The following is a 26695-nucleotide window of genomic DNA, read 5'->3' on the forward strand; positions in this document are numbered from 1 at the left end:
TAGCAGGTGGCTTAACAAATCAGGATTTTTGGTAACAACACCGGGCTCTCTGGACCCAGGATCCGTGTAAAACCCTGTTAACGAGGACCGTTAGACCCGCTGGTGGCCGAAAATAGAAGGCATTCGTTACCAGACCTTCAAGGAGCCATTCCCAAAGCCCCCTCAGACAGTTTATCTTAAAATCCGCTTAAAAATGATATAAAGCGTAAACTATATACAGGCTGGGTGGTCTCTATCCATTAGAAACAACGTACTGTGCAGTGAGAAAAAGCCGAGTGTTTTTAGTGGACGATGATCCGGGTTTTGTAAGTGCCATCTCAAGAGCCTTCAGTAAAGAAAGTCCTCATGTTATGTTAACGACCTTTGCCACCGGTGAAGAACTGATCAAGGCCCTGACCAAATTACCCGCCTATCAATATCCTAATCTGATCATTACCGATTTGAATCTGCCGGGTCTTAACGGCATCGAACTGGCCCAGCAGGTGCGCAATAACTCCCGGTTGAAAATGCTGCCGATCATCCTTCTGACGGCCAGCGACAGACAGGGCGACGTTTACAAAGCGTATCATAACGGAATCAACGCCTTTATCCACAAGCCGCCAACTTACCCGGAATTGAAGATGCTGGTCAAAAACCTCAGTCTGTACTGGATGCAGATCGGCCAGTTGCCCTATCACTTCTAGAAAATGCCGCCTGGATAGAGAACCGCCGCCAACCGCTCAGCTTTCACTCATCGGACAAGCGCCTGCTTTACCAGCCCAACAGCCTCCGGAGCCGGAGGTTTTTTTGTGCCGTACGCGGCCAAAGCCGTCCTCCCAAAACACAAAGCCCGCTCAGACGCACAGGAGCGGGCTTTTCACTTTAACACTACTTAACAAAGTGTAACAGTATCTTACAAAATACCGGCCCATCTTTGCTCCGTACTTAGAAATAACCCCTACTTCCATGAAAACCCGATTCAAATCCCTGCTCCTGCTGGCGGGGGTAACAACAAAGCTAATGGCGCAGACAACCGGACAGATCACCTACGAAGCCATGCAGAAGGTCGATATGTCGCAGATGCGGGTCGTCATTAACGGACAGGCCGTGCAGCCCGGTAGCCCGGATTTTCCGGCCGACATCCCCGACGTCCGGACGTTTGAAACCAAACTACTCTTTGCCGGAAACCTCGGCAAAGAAGTGCGGGAAGGCGGCGGCATGATGATCCGGACGTTCGTCGGCGGCCCGGGAGGACCCGGTGGTCCGGGAGGTCCCGGCGGCAGAGGTCCCCGGCAAAACACCAACATTCAGCGGCCGTTTGAGGAACAGACGTTTCTGGACCTCAGCAACCGGAAATACCTGACCGAGTTATCCGTCAAAAAAGAGGCCGAAACCAAAGTGTACCGCGCCGAACAGCCATTCCTGAAAACGCCCGAAGGCTGGACCGAATCGGGGCAGACTAAAAAAATCGCCGGGTACGTCTGCAAAAAAGCGACCGTGCCGCACCGGGGCGAAACCTACACCGTCTGGTACACGACCGAACTGCCGTTCAGCTACTCCCCCATCCGCGCCCTCATTCCTCCGCAGGGCGTCGTGCTGGCGGTCGAAGGCGGCCGGGAAGCCTTCAAAGCCACTAAAGTAGACCTGAAAGCGGCCGTTTCGGAGAAAGACATTCAGCCGAGCGCCGGTGCCGAAACCGTTTCCAGCGAGCAGCTGAACGAACTGCGGCAGAAAGCCATGGCCGATTTCCGGTCGCGGATGATGGAACAAATGGAACGGAACTAACCCATGCGTCAGCTTTTATTCGGGCTGCTCCTGCTCTGGACGCTCCCGCTGGCCGCGCAGAAAACGGGCCAGCGCGGGCAGGTGACGGGCATGTTGCTGGATTCGGCCTCCGGTAAACCCCTGCGCGAAGCGACCGTTTCGCTGCTATCCGGCCGCGATTCGTCCTACCTCTCACTTCACCTGACCGACGGCGACGGGCGGTTTCAGATCCGCAACCTCGGCGAGGGATCGTACCGGCTCCTGATTACGTACGTGGGTTTTCAGAACATCTCCCGCCGGTTCAACATCTCGGCGGACAAACTGACGGTTGATTTTGAAAAACTACTCCTGCAGCCGCAGGCCCAGACGCTGAACGAGGTGAACATCGTGCAGGAACGCGCGCCGATTACGGTCAAAGAGGACACGCTGGAATTCAACGCCGGGTCGTTCAAGACGAAACCGAACGCGGCGGTGGAAGACCTGCTGAAAAAACTGCCGGGCATGGAAGTGGCCCGCGACGGCACCATCCGGGCGCAGGGCCAGCAGGTAAACCGGGTGCTCGTGGACGGAAAGCCGTTTTTCGGCGACGACCCGAAGATGGCCACCCGCAACCTCCCCGCCGACATTGTGGACAAGGTGCAGTTGTACGACCAGCAATCGGACCAGGCCGCGTTTTCGGGCATGGACGACGGCAACCGCGAAAAGACCATCAACATCACGACCAAACGGGACAAGCGGAAAGGCTATTTTGGCCGGAACAGCCTCGGGGCCGGGGTCGATGAGGACGGCAACGACCCGCGTTACGCGGGCAACATCAGCCTGAACCGCTTCAACAACGGACGGCAGATTTCGCTCATCGGACAGGGCAACAACATCAACCAGCAGAATTTCTCGCCCGATGGCGGCGGCATGGGGTTCGGCTCGGGCGGGATGGGCTTTGGCAACGGCGGCACGGGCGGAGGCGGCATGGTCATAGTAGACCAGGGCGGGCGCGCAGGCGGCTCGCAGGGCAACAACAGCCAGCCCAGTAACATCGTCGAAACACTAGGCGGCGGACTCAACTACCGGGATGGCATCGGCAAGCGGGCCGAAATCGCGACGAGCTACTTCGCCAACCGCACGACTACGACCACCGAGCAGCAGAGCCGCCGCGAGAACATCGTCCCGGCGGGCAGCGCGGAAGGACGGGCGTTCATCAACGACCAGTCGCTCTACAACCGGGCGCAGGCCACCAATCACCGGCTCAACCTCCGCCTCGACTGGAAGCTGGACTCGCTGACCTCTCTCCGCTTCACGCCCAACCTGTCGTGGAACGGCACCGGCATCCGCAGCCTGACCGATCAGCGGATCAGCACCCCGACGGGCCAGCCGCTGAGCAGCAACGAGACCCGTTACCACTCCGACGGCAACGGCATGAACGGGTTCAGCAACCTCCTCCTGATGCGGAAATTCCGCAGAGAAGGCCGCACGTTCTCCGTCAATCTGACGACGGCTCTGAGCAACCAGAGCACGCTGGGCCTCAACCAGGCCACCAACCGCACGTACGGGCCGGACACCGGTATTCCGCGCAGTACGCTGCTGAACCAGCAGATCGATCAGGACAATTATTTCATGAACAACAACCTGACGCTGTCCTACACGGAGCCGCTGTCGATGAGCAAAAAACTGGAATTCCGCTATGGCTATTCCGGAAACCGGAGCCGGTCGGCGCGGGAAGTCAATGATTTTGACGAAACAACCGGCCTGTACGACGACTACAATCTGCCGCTGAGCAACCGGTTTTCGAGCCAGTTTACGACGCACCGGCTGGGCATGACGCTGCAGACGCGGCGGCTTCGGTACACTTACGGCCTCGGGTTCGACGTACAGCAGGCACAACTGCGGGCCGACAACCGGAGCGTGGACACGGTGCTGAACCGGCCGTTCACCAATCTGCTGCCCACGGCCATGTTCACCTACAACTGGACGCGTAACCGGACGCTCCGGCTCAATTACCGAACGCGGATTAACGCTCCGTCCGTCAGTCAGCTGCAACCCGTGGCTGACAATACAAACCCGCTGAACATCCGCCTGGGGAATCCGGGCCTGCGTCCGGAGTTTTACAACACGGTGACGATGAGCTACAACGCGTTCAGCACGACCAACAACCGGAGCATTTTCGGCTTTCTGAACCTGAATCAGGTAGCCAACCGGATCGCCAGCGCGACGACCTTTAGCCAGACCGGGGCGCAGACGACCCAGCCGGTCAACACGGACGGGTACTACAGCCTGAACGGGTTTCTGTCGCTGGGTCGCCGCGTCAGTCCGTGGAAGCTGAACGTCAGCCTGAACACCAACGCGGCGCTGACGAGGGGTGTCAGCTTTGTCAACCGGCAGCAGAACGTTTCCTGGAACCGGACGATCGGGCAGGGCGTCAGTCTCGCTTCCAACTTCAACGGAAAGATTGACTTCAGCGTCGCCGGAAACCTGAGTTACCAGACGGCGGACTTCTCGCTGCAGGCTTCGCAGAACACGGAGTTTTTCACTAAATCGCTGGACATCGACGTATTTTACCAGTTACCCGGCGGTTTTACGCTGACGACCGATCTGCTGTATCTGAACAACACGGGCCGTTCGGCGGGCTTCAATCAGAATTACGCCCTGCTGAACGCCGCGCTCTCGAAGCAGTTTTTCCGGAACAAAAACGGCGAACTCCGGCTTCAGGCATTCGACCTGCTGAACCAGAACCGGAGCATCCAGCGAAACGTCACGGAAACGTACGTGGAAGACGTGCAGAGCCGGGTTTTGCGCCGGTATTTCCTGCTCAGTTTTGTGTATAATCTCCGGAAATTCGGTGTTTAAACCCGTCCTGGCAGCGGTCGCAGGCTCTGTCAGGGTTTACCGTTTTCCTCCAGAGACAATCCTTTTTATGAAAAACCCTGGCAGGGTCTGCGACCGCTGCCAGGGTTCTCTTCCACTCCAGCCAATTATGCCTGGGCGCGCTGCGGTTCCAGGTCTTTTTTGCGGCGCGCCGCCAGCGGGTGGGCCGACAGCGGGCGGTGCTTCTTGATGTTGATGACGCCGAACTCGCCGCCGCTGCGCTTGTAGTCCATTTCGTAGTTATGGAGATTATCCATCACCGTATGGTCCACGTAACGGGCATGCTCCAGATCAACGGTCACTTTCTTCCCAACCGGAATCGCGTCCAGCTGCTTTTTGATCGCCAGATAATTCGTGAAAACCGCCGCGCCGCGCACGGTGAGACGGTACTGATCGCCTTTATTCTCCAGCTGCATGTCCGGACGGAACATGTATTTAGCCGGCAGGCCGAGGGCCAGTTCAATCAGCAGTTTCACCAGAATACCCGCCGCAATACCGATCAGGAGGTCCGTGGCCAGTGTCACAAGAATGGTTGCCACAAAAACGATCAACTGCTCTTTGCCAATGTGGTACATGTGCCGGAACTCCTTCGGGTTCGCCAGGCGATAGCCGACCGAAATCAGCATGGCCGCCAGCGCCGCCACGGGCACCAGTTTGATCACCGGCACCAGCAGCACTACAAACAGCAGCAGAAAAAGGCCGTGGAAGAAGTTGGCCCAGCGGGTCCGCCCACCGTTGGTCAGGTTGGCCGACGAACGGGCAACCTCCGAAATCATCGGCAGGCCGCCCAGCAGCCCCGACACCACGTTCCCGATGCCCACCGCCGTGAGGTCTTTGCTCAGGTTCGACTTCCGTTTTTCGGGGTCGAGCAGGTCGATGGCTTTTCCCGTCAGCAGCGATTCCAGCGAACCGATCAGGGTAAACATAGCCAGGTATTTCAGGAAAATCGGCAGCAGATCGCCGCTGACTCCGTCGAAAACGGCATTCAGGTTCAGCCGGAACTCGCCCGGATTGACCAGCGGCTTGATCTTGTCGTAATCATGGATTTCGGTCAGGTGCAGGCCCAGACCCATCAGAATCGAAACGACCAGCACCACCAGCGCGGGCGGAATCTTCTTCACCGTCTTATTTTTGATCGTCGGCATGCCGAACAGAATGACCAGGCTCACGAACCCGATCAGGGCCACGTGCCATTCCATGTGCAACAGGCTGTGCGGCACCATTTCCATCAGTTCCAGCGGCTCCTTGCCTTTCAGCTCCGACGGGGCAATGCCCACGGCCAGGTGCAGCTGCTTGGACATGATGATCAGCCCAATGGCGGCCAGCATGCCGTGGACGGCCGCCAGCGGGAAGAAGTCGGCCAGTTTAGCCACTTTCAGCAGTCCCAGCCCGATTTGCAGCACTCCGGCGACCACAATAACGCCCAGGGTCAGCTTCCAGCCCAGATCCATGTTGCCCCTGCCAAGCTCGTCCACGGCCCCGGCCACAATCACGATCAGCCCCGCCGCCGGACCTTTGATGGTCGGCTCGGAACCGGCAAAAAAGGCCACGACGACCCCGCCGACGATGGCCGTCAGCACTCCCATAATGGGCGGGAAATTACTGGCCCCGGCAATACCCAGACAAAGCGGGAGCGCGATCAGCGAAACGAGAAAACCCGACAGTAATTCCGTTGGCCAGTTTTGTTTCAGACCCGCCAGCCCGGTTGCGGGCGCTGACGGTTTGGTTTGTGTTGTCATAAACTTTACAAAAAGTTGGGTGAGAGATGAAGATTCAGGCCGAACGCAGGGGCGTTTCGTGATAGGTTTTCACGTGCGGCCCCAGAAACAGCCGGGAATAGATACGAATGAGGGCAATACCGCCCAGGATAAAGCTCAGCGCGTTGAAGAACGCCAGCACAAACTGATTCTCGTGGATATGGCTGAAAATCAGGTCTTCGCCAATGAACGTCCCCGTAATCGGAAAGCCCATCACGCCCAGACAGGCCAGCAGAAACAGCAGCGACAGGCCCCGGTACTCGTACACATGGCCGTAGTACTGATTCAGGTCAAAGTGCAGCGGCTCGGCCCGTTTCAGGCGGCGCAGACAGGCGTACCCGACCAGTCCGGCGAAGGCTACGCCACTGAGGTACAAGAACGTCTGGGTCCGGTCGTACTGCTCGTTGAACGAGACCGCCAGCGCAATCCAGAGGTGGTTCATGATGACCAGCAGCCAGCCCAGTTCCGGGTATTTCCGCTCCGAAAAAGCCTTGAAAACCATCACCAGACCCAGAAACGAGAACGAAACGGGCAGAAACGGCCGGATGGCCGGGGGCACCAGTCCGTCCTGAAGCAGCGCCAGCAGCCCCACCGCGTACAGCGGCAGCACCACGAACAGCACGTTGCGCGGCGTCAGAAAGTCCAGCCGGTGGCCGATTTTCTTGAAGGGCGAAAAAATCAGGCGGTTCATCAGGCGGTCGAGGTTCCATTCTTTCAGCGAAAGGATGTACAGCGAGTATTCCAGCTTTTTCGGCCACGTATCTTCAACGGTATGCGTCCGCGGTTCGAAGTGGTAAAACTGGTCCCGGATGAGGTAGCTGACCACCGAGGGCGACACCAGCAACTGGTAGGTCCGCAGGAAGGCATTTCCCATGAAGTGAACCAGCGCCAGGGTGTCCCAGCCCATCGCCACTTCCATGAACATGAGGCCAATCTGGGCCATCGAGGCGTAGGCAATCTGCGTTTTTACGGTAGACTGCACCCGCGCAATCGGGAAGGCGATCAGCGCCGTGGCCAGCCCCACCAGACCGATCAGCACCCGCGCCACCCACTGCTGTTCCCAGAACGGATGCGTCCGCAGTAACAGAAAGACGCCGAAGTGCACCGACAGCGAGCCGTAGAAGATAGCACTCGACGGCGTCGGGCCTTCCATAGCCCGGGGCAGCCAGGACGAAAACGGCAACTGGGCCGATTTGGCCGCCGCCGCAATCAGAAGGCAGATTGCAATGAACACCCCAACGCCGCTATGGCCCATCAGGTGTTCGTGCACCAGCTCGTAATTATGCAGTTTCAGGAAAGTGATGTTCTCGTGCCACAGGTGATGGCTGGCCCACATGGCGAGCAGAATGCCCACGTCGCCGATGCGGTAGATCGAAAACACCTTCACCGCGTTCCGCACGGGCAGGTACCGTTCCCGGTAAAAGCCGATCAGCAGGAAGGACGACACGCCGAGCATTTCCCAGCCGATGAACAGCGATTCGAAATTGCCCGCCAGAACGGTAAAATTGTAACCCAGATAGAAGAACAGAATGGTCGCAAAAAACCGCTTGTAGCCTTCTTCGAGGTGCATGTAGTACCGGCTGTAGCGCGTAATCAGCAGGGTGACGAATGCGCCGGCAAACAGGTAAACGGCCGTGACGGCATCGAAATAAAAATCGATGACAAATTCGTACCCGGCCGTCTGGTACAGGGCGATTTCCCGGATGTTGTACACCGGCATTCCTTTCGCAATCCAGAAGCCCAAAAAACCCAGGGCCGTGCCAAACTGCAGCCCGACCGTCAGCAGGGCCAGCCGGGAAATGAGGTTTTCGTTTGTACGATTAACGAGCAGCGTGAGCAGAAAACCCAGAAAGGGAATCAGCACAAAGCTGGCGATGACATAATTCGGTTCCATAAAGCGTGCTCAGGCGACTAAGAAAACCGGCAGGTTCTCTTCGGTTGATTCGATGAGGGATTCCACGGCGTCGATTTTCGGCAGTTCGGTCGTCAGCGGATGGATCTGCCGGAAAGAGCCGTCGCGGAAGTGGTAAATGTCTTTCGTTTCGGGATGTACGACGGCCAGATGCACCCATTCGTGGATGAACCATTCGTAGGTAGCGGCCTGCTCCTGAATAGTTTTCAGAACCACCTCCGGAAAATGCTCCACGATCAGCATCAGCCGCACCGGATCGTGGATGTTGATCATCTGCCGCGGCAGGCCGGGGCGCAGGTCGCCGTCCATGCCGTTGGCCACGCCGATGAGGCCCATGACGTTATGCGGCAGCTTGGTGCCCGCTCCGAGCCGGTAGTTGTCCACCCGCGAGAAATAATACTCCAGGTTGATGCCGCCGCAAACCGGAGCCGCCGCCCGCAGAATCCCGAGCAGGTATCTGCCTTCCGGATCGACGCGGTAATCGTAGGAATTGAGGAACGAGCGCCGGTCGAGGAACAGGTGCTGGTTGGACTCCCGCCGCCCCACGATGCAGAGCGCGTTGGTGGCGTGGTTCCACTCCGGACGCGGCTCGAAGAGGGACAGCGCCCGCAGCTTCACCTGCTCGTGGATTTTGTCGGCTTCCTCTTTCGTATCGATCAGCAGAAACCGCCGCGAACGCTCTTTGGCGTTGTCGCTCAGCGCCTTTTCAAACGTAGCCATGTGCTGCCCGTGCCGCTTTTTATGCCCGTCCGGCAGCGTCTCCTCGTCGTAGTACTCCATTTCGTCGCGGGTCGTGTCGTGCAGGGCACCGACGAAGCGGGTGCTTTCCGGAATGAACAGGCCGCGCCCTTTCAGCACCTCCCGAACGCCGGGATGATTGCCCATAAAGGCCGCCACCCGCGCGTTGACCGAACCCGACCGGCCGCTGCACGCCCCGCAGTCGTAACCGGCGTAGTGCGTGTTGTTGACGCTCGACGCGCCATGCCCCACGATGTAGACCAGCGGGGCAAAGTTGTCGACCAGCCCAATGCTCTTGAGCAGTCCTTCCAGGCGGTTGGCCATCTCTTCGACGGTGAAGCCGAGCTGGAGATCGTCTATTTTCTCGGCCGTTTGCGTCGCCTCGATTGCCAGCTTTCCCTTCCGGTCCATATGCCGGAAAGACGACACCATTGCCGGGGTTTCGGTCGGCTTGAAGATACTGATGGCCAGCTTGATGGCCGACCAGAAACCCATCGTCTGCGACAGGGCCCAGCCGCTCAGCAGGCCGTGCGGGTGCCTCGCAAAGTGGGCATCTTTCCGGTGGCGCAGATCGGCTTCGGACTCCCGGATGAGGTAGCCCGGTGTCACCGGAGCCGGGCAGACTTTGGTGTAGAACTTGCCGTGCTCGGGCTGGAAATAAAATTCCGTTCCGAAAAAACCCGGCGTTCCGAAGGTGCGGCATTCGGGATCGAACTGCTCCACGTAGCGGCGGAACGAACATTCGCGGTCGTCGATGCAGAACAGGGCCTGAAAGCTCGGCGTCGCGGGCGCGGCGGGGCTTTTTCGGCCCAGTTGCAGTCCGCGCAGCACCTGGTCGTAATACGTCCATTCAAAGGCTTCCTGCCAGAGCGCGTACACCTCAAAAACTTCCTGCTCCTGAACCGGAGCCAGAATGTCGATGGACTCGGGCAGTACGCACTGGGCCAGCGGCAGCCAGTTTTCCCCGTTGCGGCGGTCCAGCGCGTCAATTTCCATCAGCAGTTCCAGCGCGATAAAATCCCGAAGTGATACCTTGCGCCGGTCGAGCAGCGTCTGGGGATTGTCTTCCAGCACCGCCACCATGCCCGACCAGCCGGGATGAGCAAACTGCTGGTCGAACAGGTACTGGCTGTAGCGTTGGGGGTCACCCACGAGCAAAGCCAGCAGGTCGGGCAGGTGACAGGCCGTTTCCAGCAGCAGCGTCCGGGCCCGGCGCGTCCGGAACAGGCTCACGAAGCTGTTGCGCTCTAGATCCCGGATGGAACCCAGAAAGCCTTTGCCCGTCGCCGGAAATTTCCAGATCGAAATGCCCTGGTCGAGGTAGCTGCCGATGAGCCGGAACAGCAGGGCGTGTACTTCCTTGTCGGGATTGACCTTGTAGGCTTTCTTCCAGAGTCCCCGCAGGCGGCCAATCCGCGCTTCCGGGGCCGGAGCGAACTCGGTATCGAGCAGTTTGGTCTTCCAGTGCTGAAGACGGGCTTTACCTTTCTTCTCAATGATTATTTTGTCGAGAATAGCCGGACTGATCGTGCCGGCCCGGTAGCGTTCCCGGAACTCGTTCAGCGACAGATAGACGGAGTAACCAAAGATGGTCGAGGCCGTCCGGAGTCCCTCGTGGAACTTCAGGTGCTGAAACGCGTGCAGGGTATTGTGGTGAACAAAGTCTTTGAGGGGAGCCTGGGACGGCAGGTAGTGCTTTAGCGCATGCAGCACTTCGTGCTCGTCAAAGGCCGTTTTTTTAGCCGTTTGAGCCGTTTTATGATGTTCCTGAATCATAAGATTTTGGTTAGATAGTCTGGAACAATGACTGATCGTGAACACGGCCCGGTAGCTTACTCCCGCCCGGACAGGGCACAGAATGACAGGGATCAAACCGGCAAAAATCGGAGGATCAAACCTGTTTCTGCCCGACAGCGGGAGGAATCAGCGACGATGGGAATGGGCAATAATCAGCATGGGTTCAGCCGGAGAAACGGGCTGAAGGGATGAGGGCTCGATCCGTACGGAACCGAATCAGCCGATCAACTGGGAAGATGGAATGCGCAGGGAGCAATAAAGAATGAAGAGGCCAACGTCCGGAGCGCCTTTACTGCGGTGATCCACCTGGAGCCATTGGGCGGCTACCTCTGCCGGCAGCAGCAGCGAGAATAGGCGCAAAACGCTCTGCGCAAGGCTGCGGTCGGAAACCGAATCCTCCGATTCTTCTTCCAGGTTTTCTTTCAGTTCTAAAACAAAAGAAGGACCTTTCTGAACGGGGGTGTTTTTCTGAATGGCGGACTTGGTGTGCAGAAGCGAAGAGGCCTGCCCTGTTGCGGTTGAGAAAAGCATCAACCACATCAGCACAAACAAACTCCCGAAACTGGCCTGTTTGATCCGCTTATTCATTCAGAACGTGTCTTACGTAGCACAAATGTACTTTTAATCTTTATCGGAGCAATTAAATCCCACTTAAACTTTTAGGTCCCCGAAAAATTCTTCGGAAAGAAAAAAACGTCCTGATTATTCTGCAACTCACTTTTGAAACAGCATAACTCCGGCGCCACCAAACTGTTTTCCCAAACCACCCTGCATGTGTACTCGTTTATAGTTTGATATCCACAACCGCCCTAACGGGCCCAAACAAACGTTCAGAATGAAACCTCAGCATCTGAATTATAACAGTAGTACCTGCCGGGAAGAAAACCGCGCCCTTGCCCATGATCTTGAAAATCCGCTGCCCCGCGCCGTGCTGCGGCCCAACGAGCACCTGCTGCTGGACGGCGACTGGCGATTTGACCTGGACCCCGACGACCGCGGCGTGAGCGAAAACTGGTATGTCGCCCATAACTACCCCTACTCCGCGCAGTGGCCCGGCTCCATCGAATCCCACATGGCCAATGCCAAGGAACAGAAACAGCCTACTCCGTGGCAGGACAAGGTCATTGCCTGGTACGAACGCGACTTTGTGCTGCCCAAACGCGGCGAACCCCGCAACCGCTCCATGTTCCAGCTCACGTTTGGGGCCTGCGGCTACGAAACCCGGGTCTGGCTCAACGGCCACCCGCTGCTGACCATCGAAGGCGACGAAGTGCACCTGGGCGAATACACCTCGTTTTCCTACGAACTGCTCGAAGAGCATCTGCGGCCCATCAACCGCCTTACGGTCCGGATTTCGGATACGATGGACGCCGAAATTCCGCGCGGCAAGCAGGAATCGCACGTCTACAAACGGGGCGGCATCTGGTACCAGACGTATACCGGAGCGGTCCGGAGCGTCTGGGTCGAAACGGTCGAACGCAACCGCCTGCGCTCGCGGGTCGGCATTATGAACGAAACCGAAGACGACCTCATCCGCTTCAACCTCACCTTCCGGATTCACGACCCCGGGGCGTACAAACTGGTGCTGCAGGTTTTCGAACGGGACAAACGCAACGGACCGCCGCTGGCCTCCTCCGAATACGACATTACCCTCGAAGCCGGGCAGCGCAAACAACGGGTGGTGCTCGAACTGCCCAACGCCAACCTCTGGTCGCCCGACCACCCGCAGCTGTACCGGCTGGTTGCCCAGCTCATCGATCCCGAAGGCTATCCGTCAACGATTGAAACCCTGTTTGGTCTCCGGCAGGTAGAAACGCGCGGCCGGTATTTCTACCTCAACGACCAGGCCGTGTACCTCGACGGAATTCTGTACCAGCCCGGAACGGCCTCCTACGAGGAAATGCGGCGGCATATGTACGCCATCAAGCGGCTGGGCTGTAACCTCGTCCGGGTGCACATCGCCGGGGTGGACCCGCGCATCCTGAACCTGGCCGACGAGATCGGGCTGCTGGTCTGGGTCGAAGTGCCAAGCCCGCACAGTTCCACGCACCGCAGCCGCGAAAACCACCGGGCCGAGCTGCTCCGGATGCTGAACCTGATCGAATCGCACCCGTCGGTGGTGATCTGGAGCCTGTACAACGAAGACTGGGGCGCGCAGGACATTGCGACCAATGCCGACACCCGGAAGTACATCGTCGAAATGTATCATTACCTGCAGATTCACCACCCGCAGTTTCTGGTGGTGGACAACGACGGCTGGCACCACGTTTCGTGCGAAGGCCGCCTGAAATCGGACCTGCTGACGGCGCACCTCTACACCCCCGACCCGACCCACTGGCGCGAACTGCTCGACCGCCTCGTGGCCGGGCAGATGAACGGCGTGGCCGTGAATCCGCTGGTGGTGGGCGACCCGTTTTTCTATCGGGGCCAGGTGCCGCTGGTGGTCAGCGAATGGGGCGGGTTCGGCTTTGCCGATTACGGCGGACCCAATGATTCGGAGGCGCGCACCGAGCGCATCCGCCTCTTCAAACAGGAACTCCGCGACCGGGCCATCGCCGGAGACGTCTACACCCAGGCGACCAACATCGAGGACGAACGCAACGGGATTATCGACTTTCATACCGGCGAGCTGACCGTTCCCGAAGGGCTGCTCCGCTCCCATAAATCCGCCCCGGCAACCAACGGGCAGAGCGACAAGGAAACCCCGGACCGGGTTCAGACCGTCAGAGGGCTGAGTTAAAGTCACCGACGAATCACAAACGGTACACAAGGCCGCTATTGTCTATTAAAATTATAGGCGATAGCGGCCTTAATCTTGATTTCCCCGAAAGTTTAGCACAATTTTAGCTTTGGAATTGAAGCACTTACACCGTAACGCGTATGAAACACTTTGTTACTCTGCTCTTTTGTCTGGGTTCCACGCTGGCTTTCGGTCAGGACGTGATTCGTCTCAAGGACGGCGAAAAAGTCACCGCCCAGGTTCTATCCGTCAACCGCCACGAAGTAAAATTCAAACGCTTCGACGACATGGCGGGCCCGACGTACTTTGTTTCCCGCCGCGACGTGGCCGAACTGACGTACGGGGACATTATCGAAGAATTGCTTTTCGAAAAATCGCAGAAAACCCCGGAGGTCGTTCAGCTCACCGAAACGCCCGTCCGGCACCGGAGTCTGCCCGAAAGTGTGGTCAGTTCGCAGGGCACCTGGCTCTTCTATCTGAGGGATTGTCTGGCTACCTTCCGGCGGGTTTCGCTGCGCGGGGCACTCGTCCGGTAATTCGTCTGTAAACTTTTAGAAACGCTCAAAATCGGCACGGTTTTTCCTGTAAGTAAACGCGAACACTCAGCTTTAATATAAACATGCGTTTATTTACCGTATTGATTTTGAGCCTGTACTCAACGTTCGCCTTTTCTCAGGAAGTAGCGGTTCGGAATAGCAGTGCAGAAGCCGCTTCCGTGAAACGGGATACCACGGTGGTGGTTGACCGGGAAAATGCAGCACCCGTTGTCCGGAAAACCGATTATGCCGTCGAGTATTACCGGGGAACGCGGGATGCCGACCAGTATTACACGGGCTACAAGGGAGCGGGCACCGGCACCCTGATTGCCAGCCTGATTTCGCCGCTGGCGGGCCTGATTCCGGCCATCGCCTGCTCGACTACGCCGCCCCGGGAAATGAGCCTCGGCTACCCCAACAGCACCACCTACGAACACGCCGATTACCGCATGGGCTACAACCGCCAGGCCAAAAAAATCAAATCCCGCAAAGTCTGGACAAACTGGGGCATCGGACTGGGCACAAACCTGATCCTCGCGCTGATACTGGCGTCGAAATGATTGAATGCTGAATGATCGAATGACTGAATGATTGAATAGCTTCGCAGGGTAAGAATTTGCGAAGCTATTCAATCATTCAGTCATTCAACATTCAATCATTTAATATATCGAAAGTCTTCGTTTCCCTTCAGTGCCAGCAGGGTTTCGTACATGAGGCGGATGACGGACTGGACATCGTCCATGTGGACGGTTTCGACCGTGGTGTGCATGTATTTGAGCGGCAGGGAAATCAGGGCGGAGGCGATGCCTTCGGTCGCGTAGGCGAATGAATCCGTATCGGTGCCCGTCGAGCGGCTGACGGCCTGGCGCTGGAACGGAATTTCCTTTTGTTCGGCCACGCCGATGATGAAGTCCAGCACGTTGTTCTGCACCGCCGGACCGTAGCACAGCACCGGCCCGCCGCCCGCTTTGAGGTCGCCCTGCTCCTTCTTGTCGTATTTGGGCGACTGGGTGTCGTGCGTCACGTCCGTACAGATGGCCAGGTCCGGGCGCAGCCGCCGGGCGATCATCTCGGCCCCGCGCAGCCCGATTTCCTCCTGCACCGAGTTGACGATGTACAGCGTAAACGGCAGTTCGATGTTGTTTTCCTTCAACTGCCGGGCCACTTCGGCGATCATGTAGCCGCCCATCCGGTTATCGAGCGCCCGACCGACGTAGTAGCGGCTGTTCATCTCGAAAAGCCCGTCCGAGAACGTCGCGACGGTGCCCACATGAATGCCCATTTCCAGCACCTCCTGCTTGGTGGCGGCCCCCACGTCGATAAACAGGTCCGTCACTTTCGGAGCGGTATCCTTCGACAGGTCGCGCACGTGGATGGCCGGCCAGCCGAACACGCCCTGCACGGTTCCTTTCTTGGTGTGCAGATTGACCCGCATCGAGGGCGCAATGACCGCATCCGAACCGCCGTTCCGGCGCACGTAGATATAGCCGTTGTCGTCGATGTAATTGACAAACCAGGAAATTTCGTCGGAGTGCGCTTCGATAACAACCTTGTAGTCTTTTCCGGGTCCGACGACGCCGACCGCCGTACCGTAGGTATCGACGATATACTCATCGATGTAAGGCTTGAGGTAATCCAGCCAAATCTGCTGCCCCGACGACTCAAAGCCCGTCGGAGAGGCGTTATTGAGGTATTGGTATAAAAACGCTTTGCTTTGCTCGTTCATACGGCTTAAATGCAGGTAATCTGCGAATATGGGAAAAAAGTTTAAAGTTTAGGGTTTATGGTTTAAGGTTTATAGTTGTCTGCCAAACGGCAATAAACGAGCAACTCTGAACGCTAAACCCTAAACTTTAAACTATAAACTCTAAACTTTTCATTGATTTTCCAGAACCTGCTCCACAATGCATACCTGCGCTCCGTAGAGCTTGGCCAGACCGCCCAGTTGGGAGACTTCGATAGTCAGATTGCGGTTAAAATCGCTCAGGCAGAACGTGCGGATGGCCTGTTCGAGCGGGTTGGTGATAAACGCCCCGGCCTTGGCCAGCACACCGTCCACGATGATCATTTCGGGATTGAAAAGCTGGACGGCCATCGCCAGCCCCCGGCCCAGTTCCTGGCTGATGTCTTCCAGCATGTCGATTGAATACGTATCGCCCTGTTTGGCGGCTTCGATGACCTTCTCGACATCCACCCGTTCGAGTTCGTTCCGGTACTGGGCCAGTTCCGTTTCCTGCCCGTTGAGCAGATCCGTCCGGACCCGCTTCACCAGCGCCGAGGCCGAAGCCACCGTATCGAGGCAGCCTTTTTTGCCGCAGTGGCAGGGTGCGCCATCGCGCCGGACCTGGATGTGCCCCAGTTCGCCCGCAAAACCGGACGCGCCGCTGAAGACCTCGCCGTTCAGCAGAATGCCCAGCCCGACGCCCCAGTCGATGTTGATGGAAAGCACGAAATTCTTGCCCTGCGCCAGCCCGAAACGCTGTTCGCCCAGCACCGTAGCCTTGGTATCGTTGATGAGAAAAACCGGGTTCTGGAGGTGGCCCTGAATCCGTTCGCCGAACGAGTGGTCGGCATCGTTCAGGTGCTGGTAGGTGTAATTCATGCCCGTGGCCGGATTGATCAGCCCCGGAAGCGAAACGCCCACGCCGAGCAGGTCGGACCGGCTCACTTTGGATTTAAGCAGAAACGAGTCGATCAGCGAAAACAGGTTGTCCACATAAGCGGAGGCATCTTCCAGCGGAAGGCCCGTTTCCTGCTGCGCGACGATCTGGTTCCCCAGGTTGAAGATCACCAGTTGGGTATCGTGGGTGCTGATGTCGAGCACCAGCGTCAGGTGGCGATAAGGATTGAGTCCGTACAGCACGGGTTTCCGGCCAAACTGGGCTTCGCCGGTTCCGAGTTCAAGCAGCCACTTTTCCACAATCAATTCATCGATCAGCGCCGTCACCGACGGCACGCTGGCGTGAACCAGCCGGGCCAGGTGCGCGATGGTGCAGTTGCCGGTGTCGTAGAGTTCCCGAATGATCTTTTTCCGCAGCCGACTCTTCTTGATGTCAACAACCGACTCGCGTATGGCAATTTCTGTCTCCATGGAAGTATTCAGATTCCCGCAAAGGTAGAAAATAGACTGAATGACTGAATGAATGAGTGACTGAATGACTGAATAACTGCCAACCCCGTGATCATTCAGCCAATCAGTCATTCAGTCATTCATCATTCAACCTTTAGTGGCTGTCCCGCCGCACTACCGGGCCGCTGCCGCCGCGCAGAAAATCGAGGTCGGCGCCTTCGTGGGCCTGCGTGACGTGGCGGATGTACAGGTTGACGTACCCGCGGTCGTAGCCCAGGTTCAGGGGCTGGAAACTCGCCAGTCGGCGGGCCAGTTCCTCTTCGTCCACGTGCAGGTGCAGCAGCCGCTGTTCCACGTCGAGGGTAATCAGGTCGCCGTTCTGCACCAGCGCGAGCGGGCCGCCGACGGCGGCTTCCGGCGAAACGTGCAGCACGACCGTGCCGAAGCCCGTACCGCTCATGCGCCCGTCCGAAATCCGGACCATGTCGTGCACGCCCTGATCGAGAATCTTCTTTGGCAGCGTCATGTTGCCCACTTCCGGCATGCCGGGATAGCCGCGCGGCCCGACGTTTTTGAGCACCATGACACAGCTCGGGTCAATGTCCAGATCGGGGTCGTCGACGCGGGTTTTGTAATCGTCAATGTTTTCGAACACCACCGCCCGGCCCGTATGCTGCATCAGGTGGGGCGAGGCCGCCGACGGTTTCAGCACGGCCCCGTAGGGCGAGAGGTTGCCTTTCAGCACCGCGATGCCCGATTCGGGTTTGAAGGGCTTTTCAACCGAGCCGATCACGTCCGGGTCGTAGCATTCGGCGCTGGCGCAGTTTTCGCCCAGCGTTTTGCCGTTGATCGTCATGGCGTCGTTGTGCAGAAAGCCCCGCAGCTCGCGGATCACGGCCGGAAGCCCGCCCGCGTAGAACAGGTCTTCCACAAAATGCTCCCCGGAAGGCTGTACGTTGGCCAGCAGCGGAATCTGAGCCGATAATTTATCGAAATCGTCAATCGTCAGGTCCACGCCTACCCGTCCGGCAATGGCCAGCAGGTGGATGATAAAGTTGGTCGAGCCGCCGAGGGCCGCGTTGACCATGATGGCATTTTCAAACGCCTGCCGGGTCAGGATATCCGACGGTTTGACGCCTTTGCGGACAAGGTTCACAATTTCGATACCGGCCATGTGGGCCAGCACCTTGCGGCGCGAGTCGGCGGCGGGGATGGTCGCGTTGTCGGGCAAAGCAAGGCCGAGGGCTTCCACCATCGCGGCCATCGTGGAGGCCGTCCCCATCGGGGCGCAGTGCCCGATGGATCGGGCCATGCAGGCTTCGGCGGCCACAAACTCCTCCTGCGACATCTGCCCGGTCTTGAAGTCTTCGGCAAAACGCCAGAGGTCGGAGGTGCCTATTTTCTTGCCTTTGTAGCGCCCGGCGAGCATCGGTCCGCCCGAGAGCACCAGCGCCGGAATGTCCACGGAAGCGGCCCCCATCACCAGCGAGGGCGTGGTTTTGTCACAGCCGCACATCAGAATCACGCCGTCGAGCGAGTTGGCCCGGATGCTTTCTTCCACGTCCATGCTCGCCAGATTCCGGAACAGCATGGCGGTCGGTTTGATCTGGCATTCGCCCAGCGACATCACCGGAAATTCGAGCGGGAAGCCGCCCGCCTCCCAGATGCCGCGCTTGACGGCCTCGGCCAGATCGCGAAAGTGAGCGTTGCAGGGCGTGAGTTCCGACCAGGTGTTGCAGATGCCGATAACGGGTTTTTCGCCCGTGAAGAGGTGGTGCGGAAATCCCTGGTTTTTCATCCAGGCGCGGTAAATAAAGCCGTCTTTGCCGGTGCGGCCAAACCATTCTTGGGAACGGAGGGGCATGATGGGTAATTGAAAAATGTGACTGCGCCCCGCCGAGCAGGGCAACTGGAATATACCGTAAAAGAAGCCGGAGGCAGATACCTCCTTATGCCGGGGCCGAATAACCGGGCAAAAAGCGGGAGGCCGCAAAACCGGTGGCGTACACGGGTTGCGCCGCCGGTTTGCCCCTCATTTTCTGGACAACGGCCCGGATGTAAATTTATTGAAGAATTACGGAGACCGCAGGCACAGAAAATATAATTCCCCAAACAGGGAGAGACCGCGGAATGGGGCACATGTTTTGCACCACCGAGAACGTACTTAACTAACTTGTAACTCTCGACGTAATGAATTTTCTGGAAGTGGCATTGAACGAGTTCCTCGATTTTTTCCGGCTGGGTGGCCTTTATGGCATCCTGATGTCCGGAAATTATTCTTCTTTACGAAGCATCGATGGAATTCTGGCGGTTCTGGCCCCGTTGGCGCCCGTTGTTTTTTTTGGCGAAATGCTCTTTGTGCTGGTATTGAGCAAGGGGAAAATCAAAGAATATAAAGTAACCTTATTGATTATCCTGACCAACCGGATTTTATCACATCTGCTTGGTTTCTCGGTGATTATGTTTTGTTACGGAGCGTTCAGCAGGTTTGCCATTGTCCACGCTTCGATGACCTGGTACTGGTTTATCTTCTGTTATCTATTTTACGAACTCGGCACGTTTGTTTATCATTATACGGCTCACAATATCCGGTTGTTATGGTGTTTTCATTCGATTCACCACTCGCCGGAAGACCTGAACGCGGTGGTTACCCTGCGGACGTTTTACCTGGAAAATCTGTACACCGAATTTGTCAGAACCACGATCATGGTGCTTTCAGGCGCTCCGCTGATGATGTATTTCCTGATTATGATCATCGACAGCATCTGGGGCGCCTTCGTCCACGTGAGCGAGAAAGTGATGAAGAACGGGCGACTGGGCATTCTGAACAAACTGGTTCTGACGCCTTCGCATCACCGGGTGCACCATGCCCGCAATCCGTTATACCTGGATACCAATTACAGTTCCATGCTCAACATCTGGGACCATATTTTCAGAACGTATCAGGAAGAAGATAAGCAGGTTCCGGTCGAATACGGAATCACGAGAGAATACGATTCCAACAATTTCTGGGATGTTTATTTTGGCGAAATCATTCTGTTGTGGAAGGACGTAAAATCGGCCGATGGACTAATTACCAAACTCAAATACATCTTCATGCCTCCCGGCTGGAATCCGGTTCACCCGCAGGACACGGCCAAATATCTGCGGACCGAATTTATCCGGCAGCAAAAAGAAGATGCGGCGGTGGCGAATAGCCTGAACAAGTAACAAAAGACGTAATTCCAAAAAAGGGAGTGATTTCCTCCGGCATTGGCAAACCGGAAGGAGATTACTCCCTTTTTTTGGTCTTTATTTCCAGTAGAAACTGCTTTCGGCCATACGCGGTTCGTTAGCGGCTATTCCCTTCCCAATCCCAGAATTTCCGCAAACGAAAGAAAGACTCGCTAACAACTTTCTCTGAATTTCTCAAGCCGGTGTAGCTAAAACCACCGCTTCGTTCCCGCTTCTCCACGACCTACCCGCCCTAACAAAACGCCGGGGCTAGTAGCCAAATACCGCAAAGCTGCCAGCGGTTCAACCCATGCGACGGGTAGCCCACACCCGGACTCCCCGCATATGACTCATAGATTTTTTCAATATAAATACAGAGACGATTGCCTTGTTCTATTGAAAGCGAATCGACAGATTTGCACCATGCAAGTCCGGACGCCCCGCTCCGGCATCCTCCAGTCGCTTGTTCATAACACTTAATAACCTACACGTATGACCTCATCCGAAACCTCCAACAGTTACCAGGTGAACGGGACCAATGCGCCCCAGGAATACGGCCACCCCGGCCAGCCTCACCACGACGCCCTCGATGTCAACGATTCCAGCGCGGCCAAATGCCCTTTCCTCAACGGCCAGCTCAACCACGTGGCTGGCGGCGGCACCCGCAACCGCGACTGGTGGCCCAACCAGCTCAATCTGGGCATCCTGCGCCAGCACTCCTCCCTGTCCAACCCGATGGACCCGTCGTTCAACTACGCCGAGGAGTTCCAGAGCCTCGACCTCAAGGCCGTCAAGGAAGACATTTACAGCCTGATGACCACCTCGCAGGAATGGTGGCCCGCCGACTGGGGCCACTACGGCCCGTTCTTTATCCGGATGGCGTGGCATAGCGCGGGCACGTACCGCATCGCCGACGGGCGCGGCGGAGCCGGAGCCGGAATGCAGCGGTTTGCGCCCCTCAACAGCTGGCCCGACAACGCCAACCTCGACAAGGCCCGCCTCCTGCTGTGGCCGGTGAAACAGAAATACGGCCGCAAACTGTCGTGGGCGGACCTGATGATTCTGGCCGGAAACTGCGCGCTGGAGTCGATGGGCTTCAAGACCTTTGGCTTTGCCGGGGGCCGCGAAGACCTCTGGGAGCCGCAGGAAGATGTGTACTGGGGCGCTGAAACCGAATGGCTCGGCGACAAGCGTTACACCGGCGACCGCGAACTCGAAAACCCGCTGGGTGCCGTGCAGATGGGCCTCATCTACGTCAATCCCGAAGGTCCCAACGGCAACCCCGACCCGCTGGCCGCCGCCCGCGACATCCGCGAGACGTTTGGCCGGATGGCGATGGACGACGCAGAAACGGTGGCCCTCATCGCGGGTGGTCACTCGTTCGGCAAGACCCACGGCGCCGCCAACCCGGGCGAGTTCGTCGGTCGGGAACCGGCCGCGGCCAGCCTCGAAGAGCAGAGCCTCGGCTGGAAGAACACCTACGGCAAAGGCCACGGCGTTCATACCATAACCAGCGGTCTGGAAGGGGCCTGGACCACCACGCCGACCCGCTGGAGCAATAACTTCTTCGAAAACCTCTTCGGTTTTGAGTGGGAACTGACCAAAAGCCCCGCCGGAGCGCACCAGTGGAAGCCGAAAAACGGAGCCGGTGCCGGTACGGTGCCCGACGCCCACGACCCGGCCCTGAGCCACGCCCCGACGATGCTGACGACTGACCTTGCTCTCCGCGTGGACCCGGCGTACGAGAAAATTTCCCGGCGCTTCCTCGAAAATCCGGATGAGTTCGCCGACGCTTTTGCCCGCGCCTGGTTCAAACTGACGCACCGCGATATGGGTCCGCGCGCCCGTTACCTCGGTCCGGAAGTGCCCGCCGAAGAGCTGATCTGGCAGGACCCGATTCCGGCCGTGACGCACAAGCTGATCGACGAAAGCGACATTGCCGCCCTGAAAGCCAGCATCCTCGCTTCGGGCCTGACCATCGGGCAGCTGGTGTCGGTGGCCTGGGCTTCGGCCTCGACCTTCCGCGGTTCCGACAAACGGGGCGGAGCCAACGGCGCCCGCATTCGGCTTTCGCCGCAGAGATATTGGGAAGTAAACAACCCGGCTCAACTGACTACCGTGCTCGACAAACTGGAAAGCATTCAGGAGGTCTTCAACGAGGCCCAGACCGACGGCAAGCAGGTGTCGCTGGCGGACCTGATCGTCCTCGGCGGCGGCGCGGCGGTGGAAGAGGCTGCGCGGAAGGCCGGTATCGAGGTGACGGTTCCCTTTACGCCGGGCCGGGCCGACGCCCTGCCGGAGCAGACCGACGTGGAATCGTTCTCCGTGCTGGAGCCGATTGCCGACGGTTTCCGCAACTACGTGAAAAGCCGCTACCGGAACATCCCGACCGAAACACTGCTGGTCGATAAGGCGCAGCTGCTGACGCTGACGGCTCCCGAAATGACCGTTCTGCTGGGTGGCCTGCGGGTGCTGAACACCAACTTCAACGGCTCACGGCACGGCGTGTTCACGACCCGTCTGGAAACACTGACGAACGATTTCTTCGTGAACCTGCTCGATCTGCGCACCACCTGGACCGCCACCTCCGACGCGCAGGACCAGTTCGTAGGCCGCGACCGGATCACCGGCGAGACCAAGTGGGCGGCCACGCGCGTGGACCTGATTTTTGGTTCCAACTCCGAACTGCGGGCGATTGCCGAAGTATACGGCTGCGCGGATTCCGGCGAGAAATTCGTCCGTGATTTCGTCGCCGCCTGGGACAAAGTCATGAACCTGGACCGCTTTGACCTGAAGTAATCCGGTTTAACGGAATAAACCGAAGCCCGGCGTCTGCGGATGCCGGGCTTTTTTGTGCCGGTTGGAGTAGATTTGATGACGCCTAATGCAAACTTTGTAAAGACTGAACGGGTTGTGGGCGAACGGGAGGGCCTTACTTTTGTAAAAAAAGCGTTCTCGCCGATTATCGGTTCGCCGCTGATTTTCTGCGAACATCTGCGGTAAAAATCTGCGAGAAACATTTGTAACCAATGACAAGCTCTCTGACCAATCGAATTAGAAATAAAAGCACGCAGTCCTGTCGTTAACTGGCCTAAACCACCCCATCCCAAATGGAACAGCCCAAACCCCAGCCAACCGGAGCCGCCCCCGCTCCTTTCGCCCAGACGTATTTTCACGGCACCAAAGCGGACTTAAGAGTCGGCGACCTGATTGAGGTGGGATTCAATTCGAACTACGGCCAGCGAAAAAACGCGAAATACATCTTTCTGTCCGCCACCCTGGATGCGGCAATCTGGGGCGCTGAACTGGCTTTTGGAGAAGGCCGTGAACGGATTTATCTGGTCGAACCTACCGGCCCCATTGAAGACGACCCTGACCTGACGGACAAAAAATTCCCCGGCAATCCCACAAAATCGTATCGCTCCACCCACCCATTCAGAGTCGTGGGCGAAGTAACAGCCTGGCAGGGCCACCCGGCCGAACAGGTCAGCGTGATGAAAGAACACTTGGAGCGGCTAAAACAGGAGGGTATTGACTCCTTGAACGACTAAGGGGAAAATTCTCGCCGATTGATGTTTCTCGCTGATTTTCGCAGATTTTTGCCGCAGATTCGCACAGGATAATCTTCGAGTAAAATCAGCGAGAAACACCCTATTAAAGGGCAGAAAGCCCACCTCGAACGACTTAAGAAACAAGGTATTAAATCCCTGAACGATTAGGGCATCCAGCCGACAAAAACCGTTGCAGTTCACAAAAAAATAACCTGTTGGCCTTCCGGCGCCGCTTTACGCTCACTTACTTTATTGTTTGTGAGTAGAAAACCGCCTTGTTTTCTTCCGCTCATAGAATGCCCTCTCCTATTCAGCTTATGATAAAACGTTTTACCGCCCTGCTGACGGGCCTGCTCGCCTTTTGTCAGACGTACGCCCAGGCGCAGATCACCGGACGGGTGTTCGACCAGCAGACCCGGCAGCCCATTCCGTTCGTGAGCGTGGCCCTCTACCGGCTGCCTGATTCGGCGGCGGTGGCAGGTGCCGTCACGGATTCGACGGGCGGGTTTCTGATCAGTAATCTCAAAAACGGGCGGCACGTGCTCAAAACCTTCTTTGTCGGTTTCAAACCGGTCGCAGTGCCGTTGTCCGTCTCGGCGGGAAAGGCGCAGGACGTGGGCACGCTGCTGCTCGAAGCCGACACCCGGCTGCTCAACGAAGTGCGCGTGTCGGGCCAGCGGTCAGACATTCAGGTGAAGGCGGACCGGCAGACGTACCGCGCCGGTCAGTTCGGGTCGGCGGCGGGCGGCACGGCGACCGATCTCGTCCGCAACCTGCCGGGCATTACGCTGAACGCCGAAGGCGAACTCAGCCTGCGGGGTGCCAACGGTTTTCTGGTGCTGCTCAACGGCAAGCCCGTGCAGGCCAACCTCACAATGCTCCTCAACCAACTCCCGGCCAACAGCATCGAATCCGTCGAAGTCATCACGACGCCCAACGCCCGGTTTGACCCCGACGGCAAAGCGGGCATTATTTCCATCATTACCAAAAAAGGTGCGGAATCGGGCTGGTCGGCCACGGTCAACGGGCTGCTCGGTCTGCCGAGCGTCAACTCGTTTGGCAACGACAAAGCGCCCAGCCGGTACAGCGGCGACCTGACGCTGAACTACCGCGCCGCCCGCTGGGATGTGCTGCTCAGCTCGGCCTACCTCCGCAACGACATTGCCGGACGGCGGATCGGTGACGTCAGTACGACGATCGGGAATCGCTACACCCGCTTTCCGTCCGCCGGTGAGCGCAGTTTCGACCGCTTTACGCTGACCAACCGGCTGGCCGTGGCCTACGTGCCGTCTGCACGCCACAGCTGGAACCTTGGTCTGTTCCATAGCCAACGTACGGAAGACCGGATTGCCGATATTTTTTATCAGAACACCAAAACGGACCTGACCACCGGCCGGGTTATCGGGCAGATTAACTACTTCAATGCTAACCTCGTGCGCAAACGGGGACAGTTTTTTACGGGCAACCTCGATTACACGCATACCTTCCGGAACAAAGCGACGCTGTCGGCCGGGGCGCTGTACGAATACGACTTTCTCGACGGCTTTACACGGAACCTGAACCTGACCCGCCGCGATTCCCGCGATACGTTGCAGTACACCCTGAGCACCACCGACCGACCCATCCAGAACTACCGCTTCAACCTCGACGGCTCGCGCCCGCTCGGACGCGGCAAACTGGAAGCGGGCTACCAGTACCGGAATCAGGAAGACCTCGGCAATTATCGCTACCGGGAGCAGGACGGCCGGGGCCAGCCGTTGCGGCTGATTCCGGCTTTTACCGGCCGCATCACGCTTACAAACCGGATTCACAGCGTTTACAGCCAGTATTCGGTCGGGGGCAAAAAGCTGGAGGGAAGCGTCGGGCTTCGCTACGAAACTGCCGAACGGGTGCTCGAAGCGCCCGGCAACCAGACCTACGTGCTGCGGCTGAACAACCTGTTTCCGTCGTTCAACATGCTTTACAAACCCGGCAAGGGCCTCGCACTGAAAGCCGGATTCAGCCGCCGGGTGCAGCGAAGCAGCAATTTTGCCCTCAATCCCCTGCCCGAACGCGAACACTCCGAAACCCTCGAACAAGGCGATCCGAACCTGCTGCCTGAGTTCGTGAATCTGGCCGAAGTCGGCATGACCAAAGAAGTTGGGCGGAGTACGCTGATTGCAACCGTGTATTATCAGGGCGTCGAAAACATCATCAACCGCGTAAACCGGGTCTATTCCGATACGATTGTAAGCCGGATTTTCACCAATGCGGGGCTGGCGCAGCGCGTGGGGCTGGAAATGGCCGGTGATCTGAAGCTGTCCTCCCGCTGGAAACTGTACGTAGGCGGCAATCTGTACCGATACACCCTGACGGGCGATCTCTTCAACAATCAGGTGACGTTCAACCGGGCGGCCTGGGTGTATTCAGTCAACGCCAATACCAGTGTGCAGCTGGCTCCAAAATTACAGTTCCAGGCCAACGTCAACTACCTGTCTCGGCGCATCACGGCCCAGGGCGAGGATTCGCGCTTCCTGATTCCGAACCTGCTGGTCAAACAAAGCCTGATGGCCGACCGAATGACGGTGGCGCTCCAATGGCAGAACATCGGACTCGGCTTTCTGCCGACCAATGAACAGCGCATCACCACCCGCGGCCGGAACTTTTTCACCACGACGAATTACATTCAGGAAAAAGACATTCTGCTCCTTAACGTGAGCTATTCGCTCCGGCAGGTCAGCAAACGGGCCAAACTGCCGGGGAATGAGTTCGGAGAGAAGGAATTTTAATCGCCCCGCGG

Annotated in this window: 17 protein-coding genes; 10 read left to right on the top strand and 7 right to left on the bottom strand. The window is 57.8% G+C overall.

What is annotated here, in order from left to right:
- Nucleotides 1-284 precede the first annotated feature (284 nt).
- The 3 genes from ORG26_RS02850 to ORG26_RS02860 all read left to right on the top strand — a co-directional run bounded on the left by ORG26_RS02850 (nucleotide 285) and on the right by ORG26_RS02860 (nucleotide 4584).
- Nucleotides 285-683 carry a response regulator gene (locus ORG26_RS02850; RefSeq protein ID WP_266369306.1) on the top strand — a complete coding sequence of 133 codons (399 nt, stop codon included), beginning with the start codon at nucleotides 285-287 and terminating at the stop codon, nucleotides 681-683.
- A gap of 262 nt (nucleotides 684-945) precedes the next feature.
- Entirely contained in the window at nucleotides 946-1764 is an 819-nt protein-coding gene (locus ORG26_RS02855) for a GLPGLI family protein (protein WP_266367011.1), read from the top strand.
- A gap of 3 nt (nucleotides 1765-1767) precedes the next feature.
- Entirely contained in the window at nucleotides 1768-4584 is a 2817-nt protein-coding gene (locus ORG26_RS02860; protein WP_266367012.1) for an outer membrane beta-barrel protein, read from the top strand.
- Between the two features lie 125 nt (nucleotides 4585-4709).
- On the opposite strand, the gene ORG26_RS02865 is transcribed toward ORG26_RS02860, so the two are convergent.
- The 4 genes from ORG26_RS02865 to ORG26_RS02880 form a co-directional block, all read right to left on the bottom strand.
- Nucleotides 4710-6341: a SulP family inorganic anion transporter gene (locus ORG26_RS02865; RefSeq protein ID WP_266367013.1), complete on the bottom strand. Its 1632-nt coding sequence runs from the start codon at nucleotides 6339-6341 to the stop codon at nucleotides 4710-4712.
- A 34-nt stretch (nucleotides 6342-6375) separates the two neighbouring features.
- Nucleotides 6376-8253, bottom strand: a complete 1878-nt coding sequence (locus ORG26_RS02870) for a proton-conducting transporter transmembrane domain-containing protein (protein WP_266367014.1) — start codon at nucleotides 8251-8253, stop codon at nucleotides 6376-6378.
- Between the two features lie 9 nt (nucleotides 8254-8262).
- Nucleotides 8263-10785, bottom strand: a complete 2523-nt coding sequence (locus ORG26_RS02875; RefSeq protein ID WP_266367015.1) for a YbcC family protein — start codon at nucleotides 10783-10785, stop codon at nucleotides 8263-8265.
- A gap of 237 nt (nucleotides 10786-11022) precedes the next feature.
- Entirely contained in the window at nucleotides 11023-11394 is a 372-nt protein-coding gene (locus ORG26_RS02880) for a hypothetical protein (protein WP_266367016.1), read from the bottom strand.
- Nucleotides 11395-11641: 247 nt separating this feature from the next.
- Here ORG26_RS02880 and ORG26_RS02885 point away from each other — a divergent pair, with 247 nt between their 5' ends.
- The 3 genes from ORG26_RS02885 (at nucleotide 11642) to ORG26_RS02895 (ending at nucleotide 14642) form a co-directional block, all read left to right on the top strand.
- A complete protein-coding gene (locus ORG26_RS02885) occupies nucleotides 11642-13546 on the top strand; it encodes a glycoside hydrolase family 2 protein (protein ID WP_266367017.1) in 1905 nt (634 codons plus the stop codon).
- A gap of 140 nt (nucleotides 13547-13686) precedes the next feature.
- Nucleotides 13687-14082 carry a hypothetical protein gene (locus ORG26_RS02890; protein ID WP_266367018.1) on the top strand — a complete coding sequence of 132 codons (396 nt, stop codon included), beginning with the start codon at nucleotides 13687-13689 and terminating at the stop codon, nucleotides 14080-14082.
- A gap of 107 nt (nucleotides 14083-14189) precedes the next feature.
- Nucleotides 14190-14642 carry a hypothetical protein gene (locus ORG26_RS02895; RefSeq protein WP_266367019.1) on the top strand — a complete coding sequence of 151 codons (453 nt, stop codon included), beginning with the start codon at nucleotides 14190-14192 and terminating at the stop codon, nucleotides 14640-14642.
- 95 nt (nucleotides 14643-14737) lie between these two features.
- On the opposite strand, the gene ORG26_RS02900 is transcribed toward ORG26_RS02895, so the two are convergent.
- From ORG26_RS02900 to ORG26_RS02910, 3 genes are all read right to left on the bottom strand, one after another.
- Nucleotides 14738-15808 (bottom strand): M42 family metallopeptidase, encoded by a 1071-nt coding sequence (locus tag ORG26_RS02900; RefSeq protein ID WP_266367020.1) that lies wholly within the window; start codon nucleotides 15806-15808, stop codon nucleotides 14738-14740.
- 150 nt (nucleotides 15809-15958) lie between these two features.
- Nucleotides 15959-17173, bottom strand: coding sequence for an ROK family transcriptional regulator (locus ORG26_RS02905; protein WP_266367021.1), 1215 nt, complete (start codon nucleotides 17171-17173; stop codon nucleotides 15959-15961).
- Nucleotides 17174-17306: 133 nt separating this feature from the next.
- A complete protein-coding gene (locus tag ORG26_RS02910) occupies nucleotides 17307-19016 on the bottom strand; it encodes an IlvD/Edd family dehydratase (protein ID WP_266367022.1) in 1710 nt (569 codons plus the stop codon).
- Nucleotides 19017-19342: 326 nt separating this feature from the next.
- On the opposite strand from ORG26_RS02910, the gene ORG26_RS02915 reads away from it, so the two are divergent.
- From ORG26_RS02915 to ORG26_RS02930, 4 genes are all read left to right on the top strand, one after another.
- Entirely contained in the window at nucleotides 19343-20362 is a 1020-nt protein-coding gene (locus ORG26_RS02915) for a sterol desaturase family protein (RefSeq protein ID WP_266367023.1), read from the top strand.
- 495 nt (nucleotides 20363-20857) lie between these two features.
- Nucleotides 20858-23164 (top strand): catalase/peroxidase HPI, encoded by a 2307-nt coding sequence (katG, locus tag ORG26_RS02920; RefSeq protein ID WP_266367024.1) that lies wholly within the window; start codon nucleotides 20858-20860, stop codon nucleotides 23162-23164.
- A 311-nt stretch (nucleotides 23165-23475) separates the two neighbouring features.
- Entirely contained in the window at nucleotides 23476-23916 is a 441-nt protein-coding gene (gene arr / locus ORG26_RS02925; protein ID WP_266367025.1) for an NAD(+)--rifampin ADP-ribosyltransferase, read from the top strand.
- Nucleotides 23917-24233: 317 nt separating this feature from the next.
- Nucleotides 24234-26684, top strand: coding sequence for a TonB-dependent receptor (locus ORG26_RS02930; RefSeq protein WP_266367026.1), 2451 nt, complete (start codon nucleotides 24234-24236; stop codon nucleotides 26682-26684).
- Nucleotides 26685-26695: the final 11 nt, after the last annotated feature.

This window comes from Tellurirhabdus rosea (assembly GCF_026278345.1).
GTDB classification, from domain to species: Bacteria; Bacteroidota; Bacteroidia; order Cytophagales; family Spirosomataceae; genus Tellurirhabdus; species Tellurirhabdus rosea.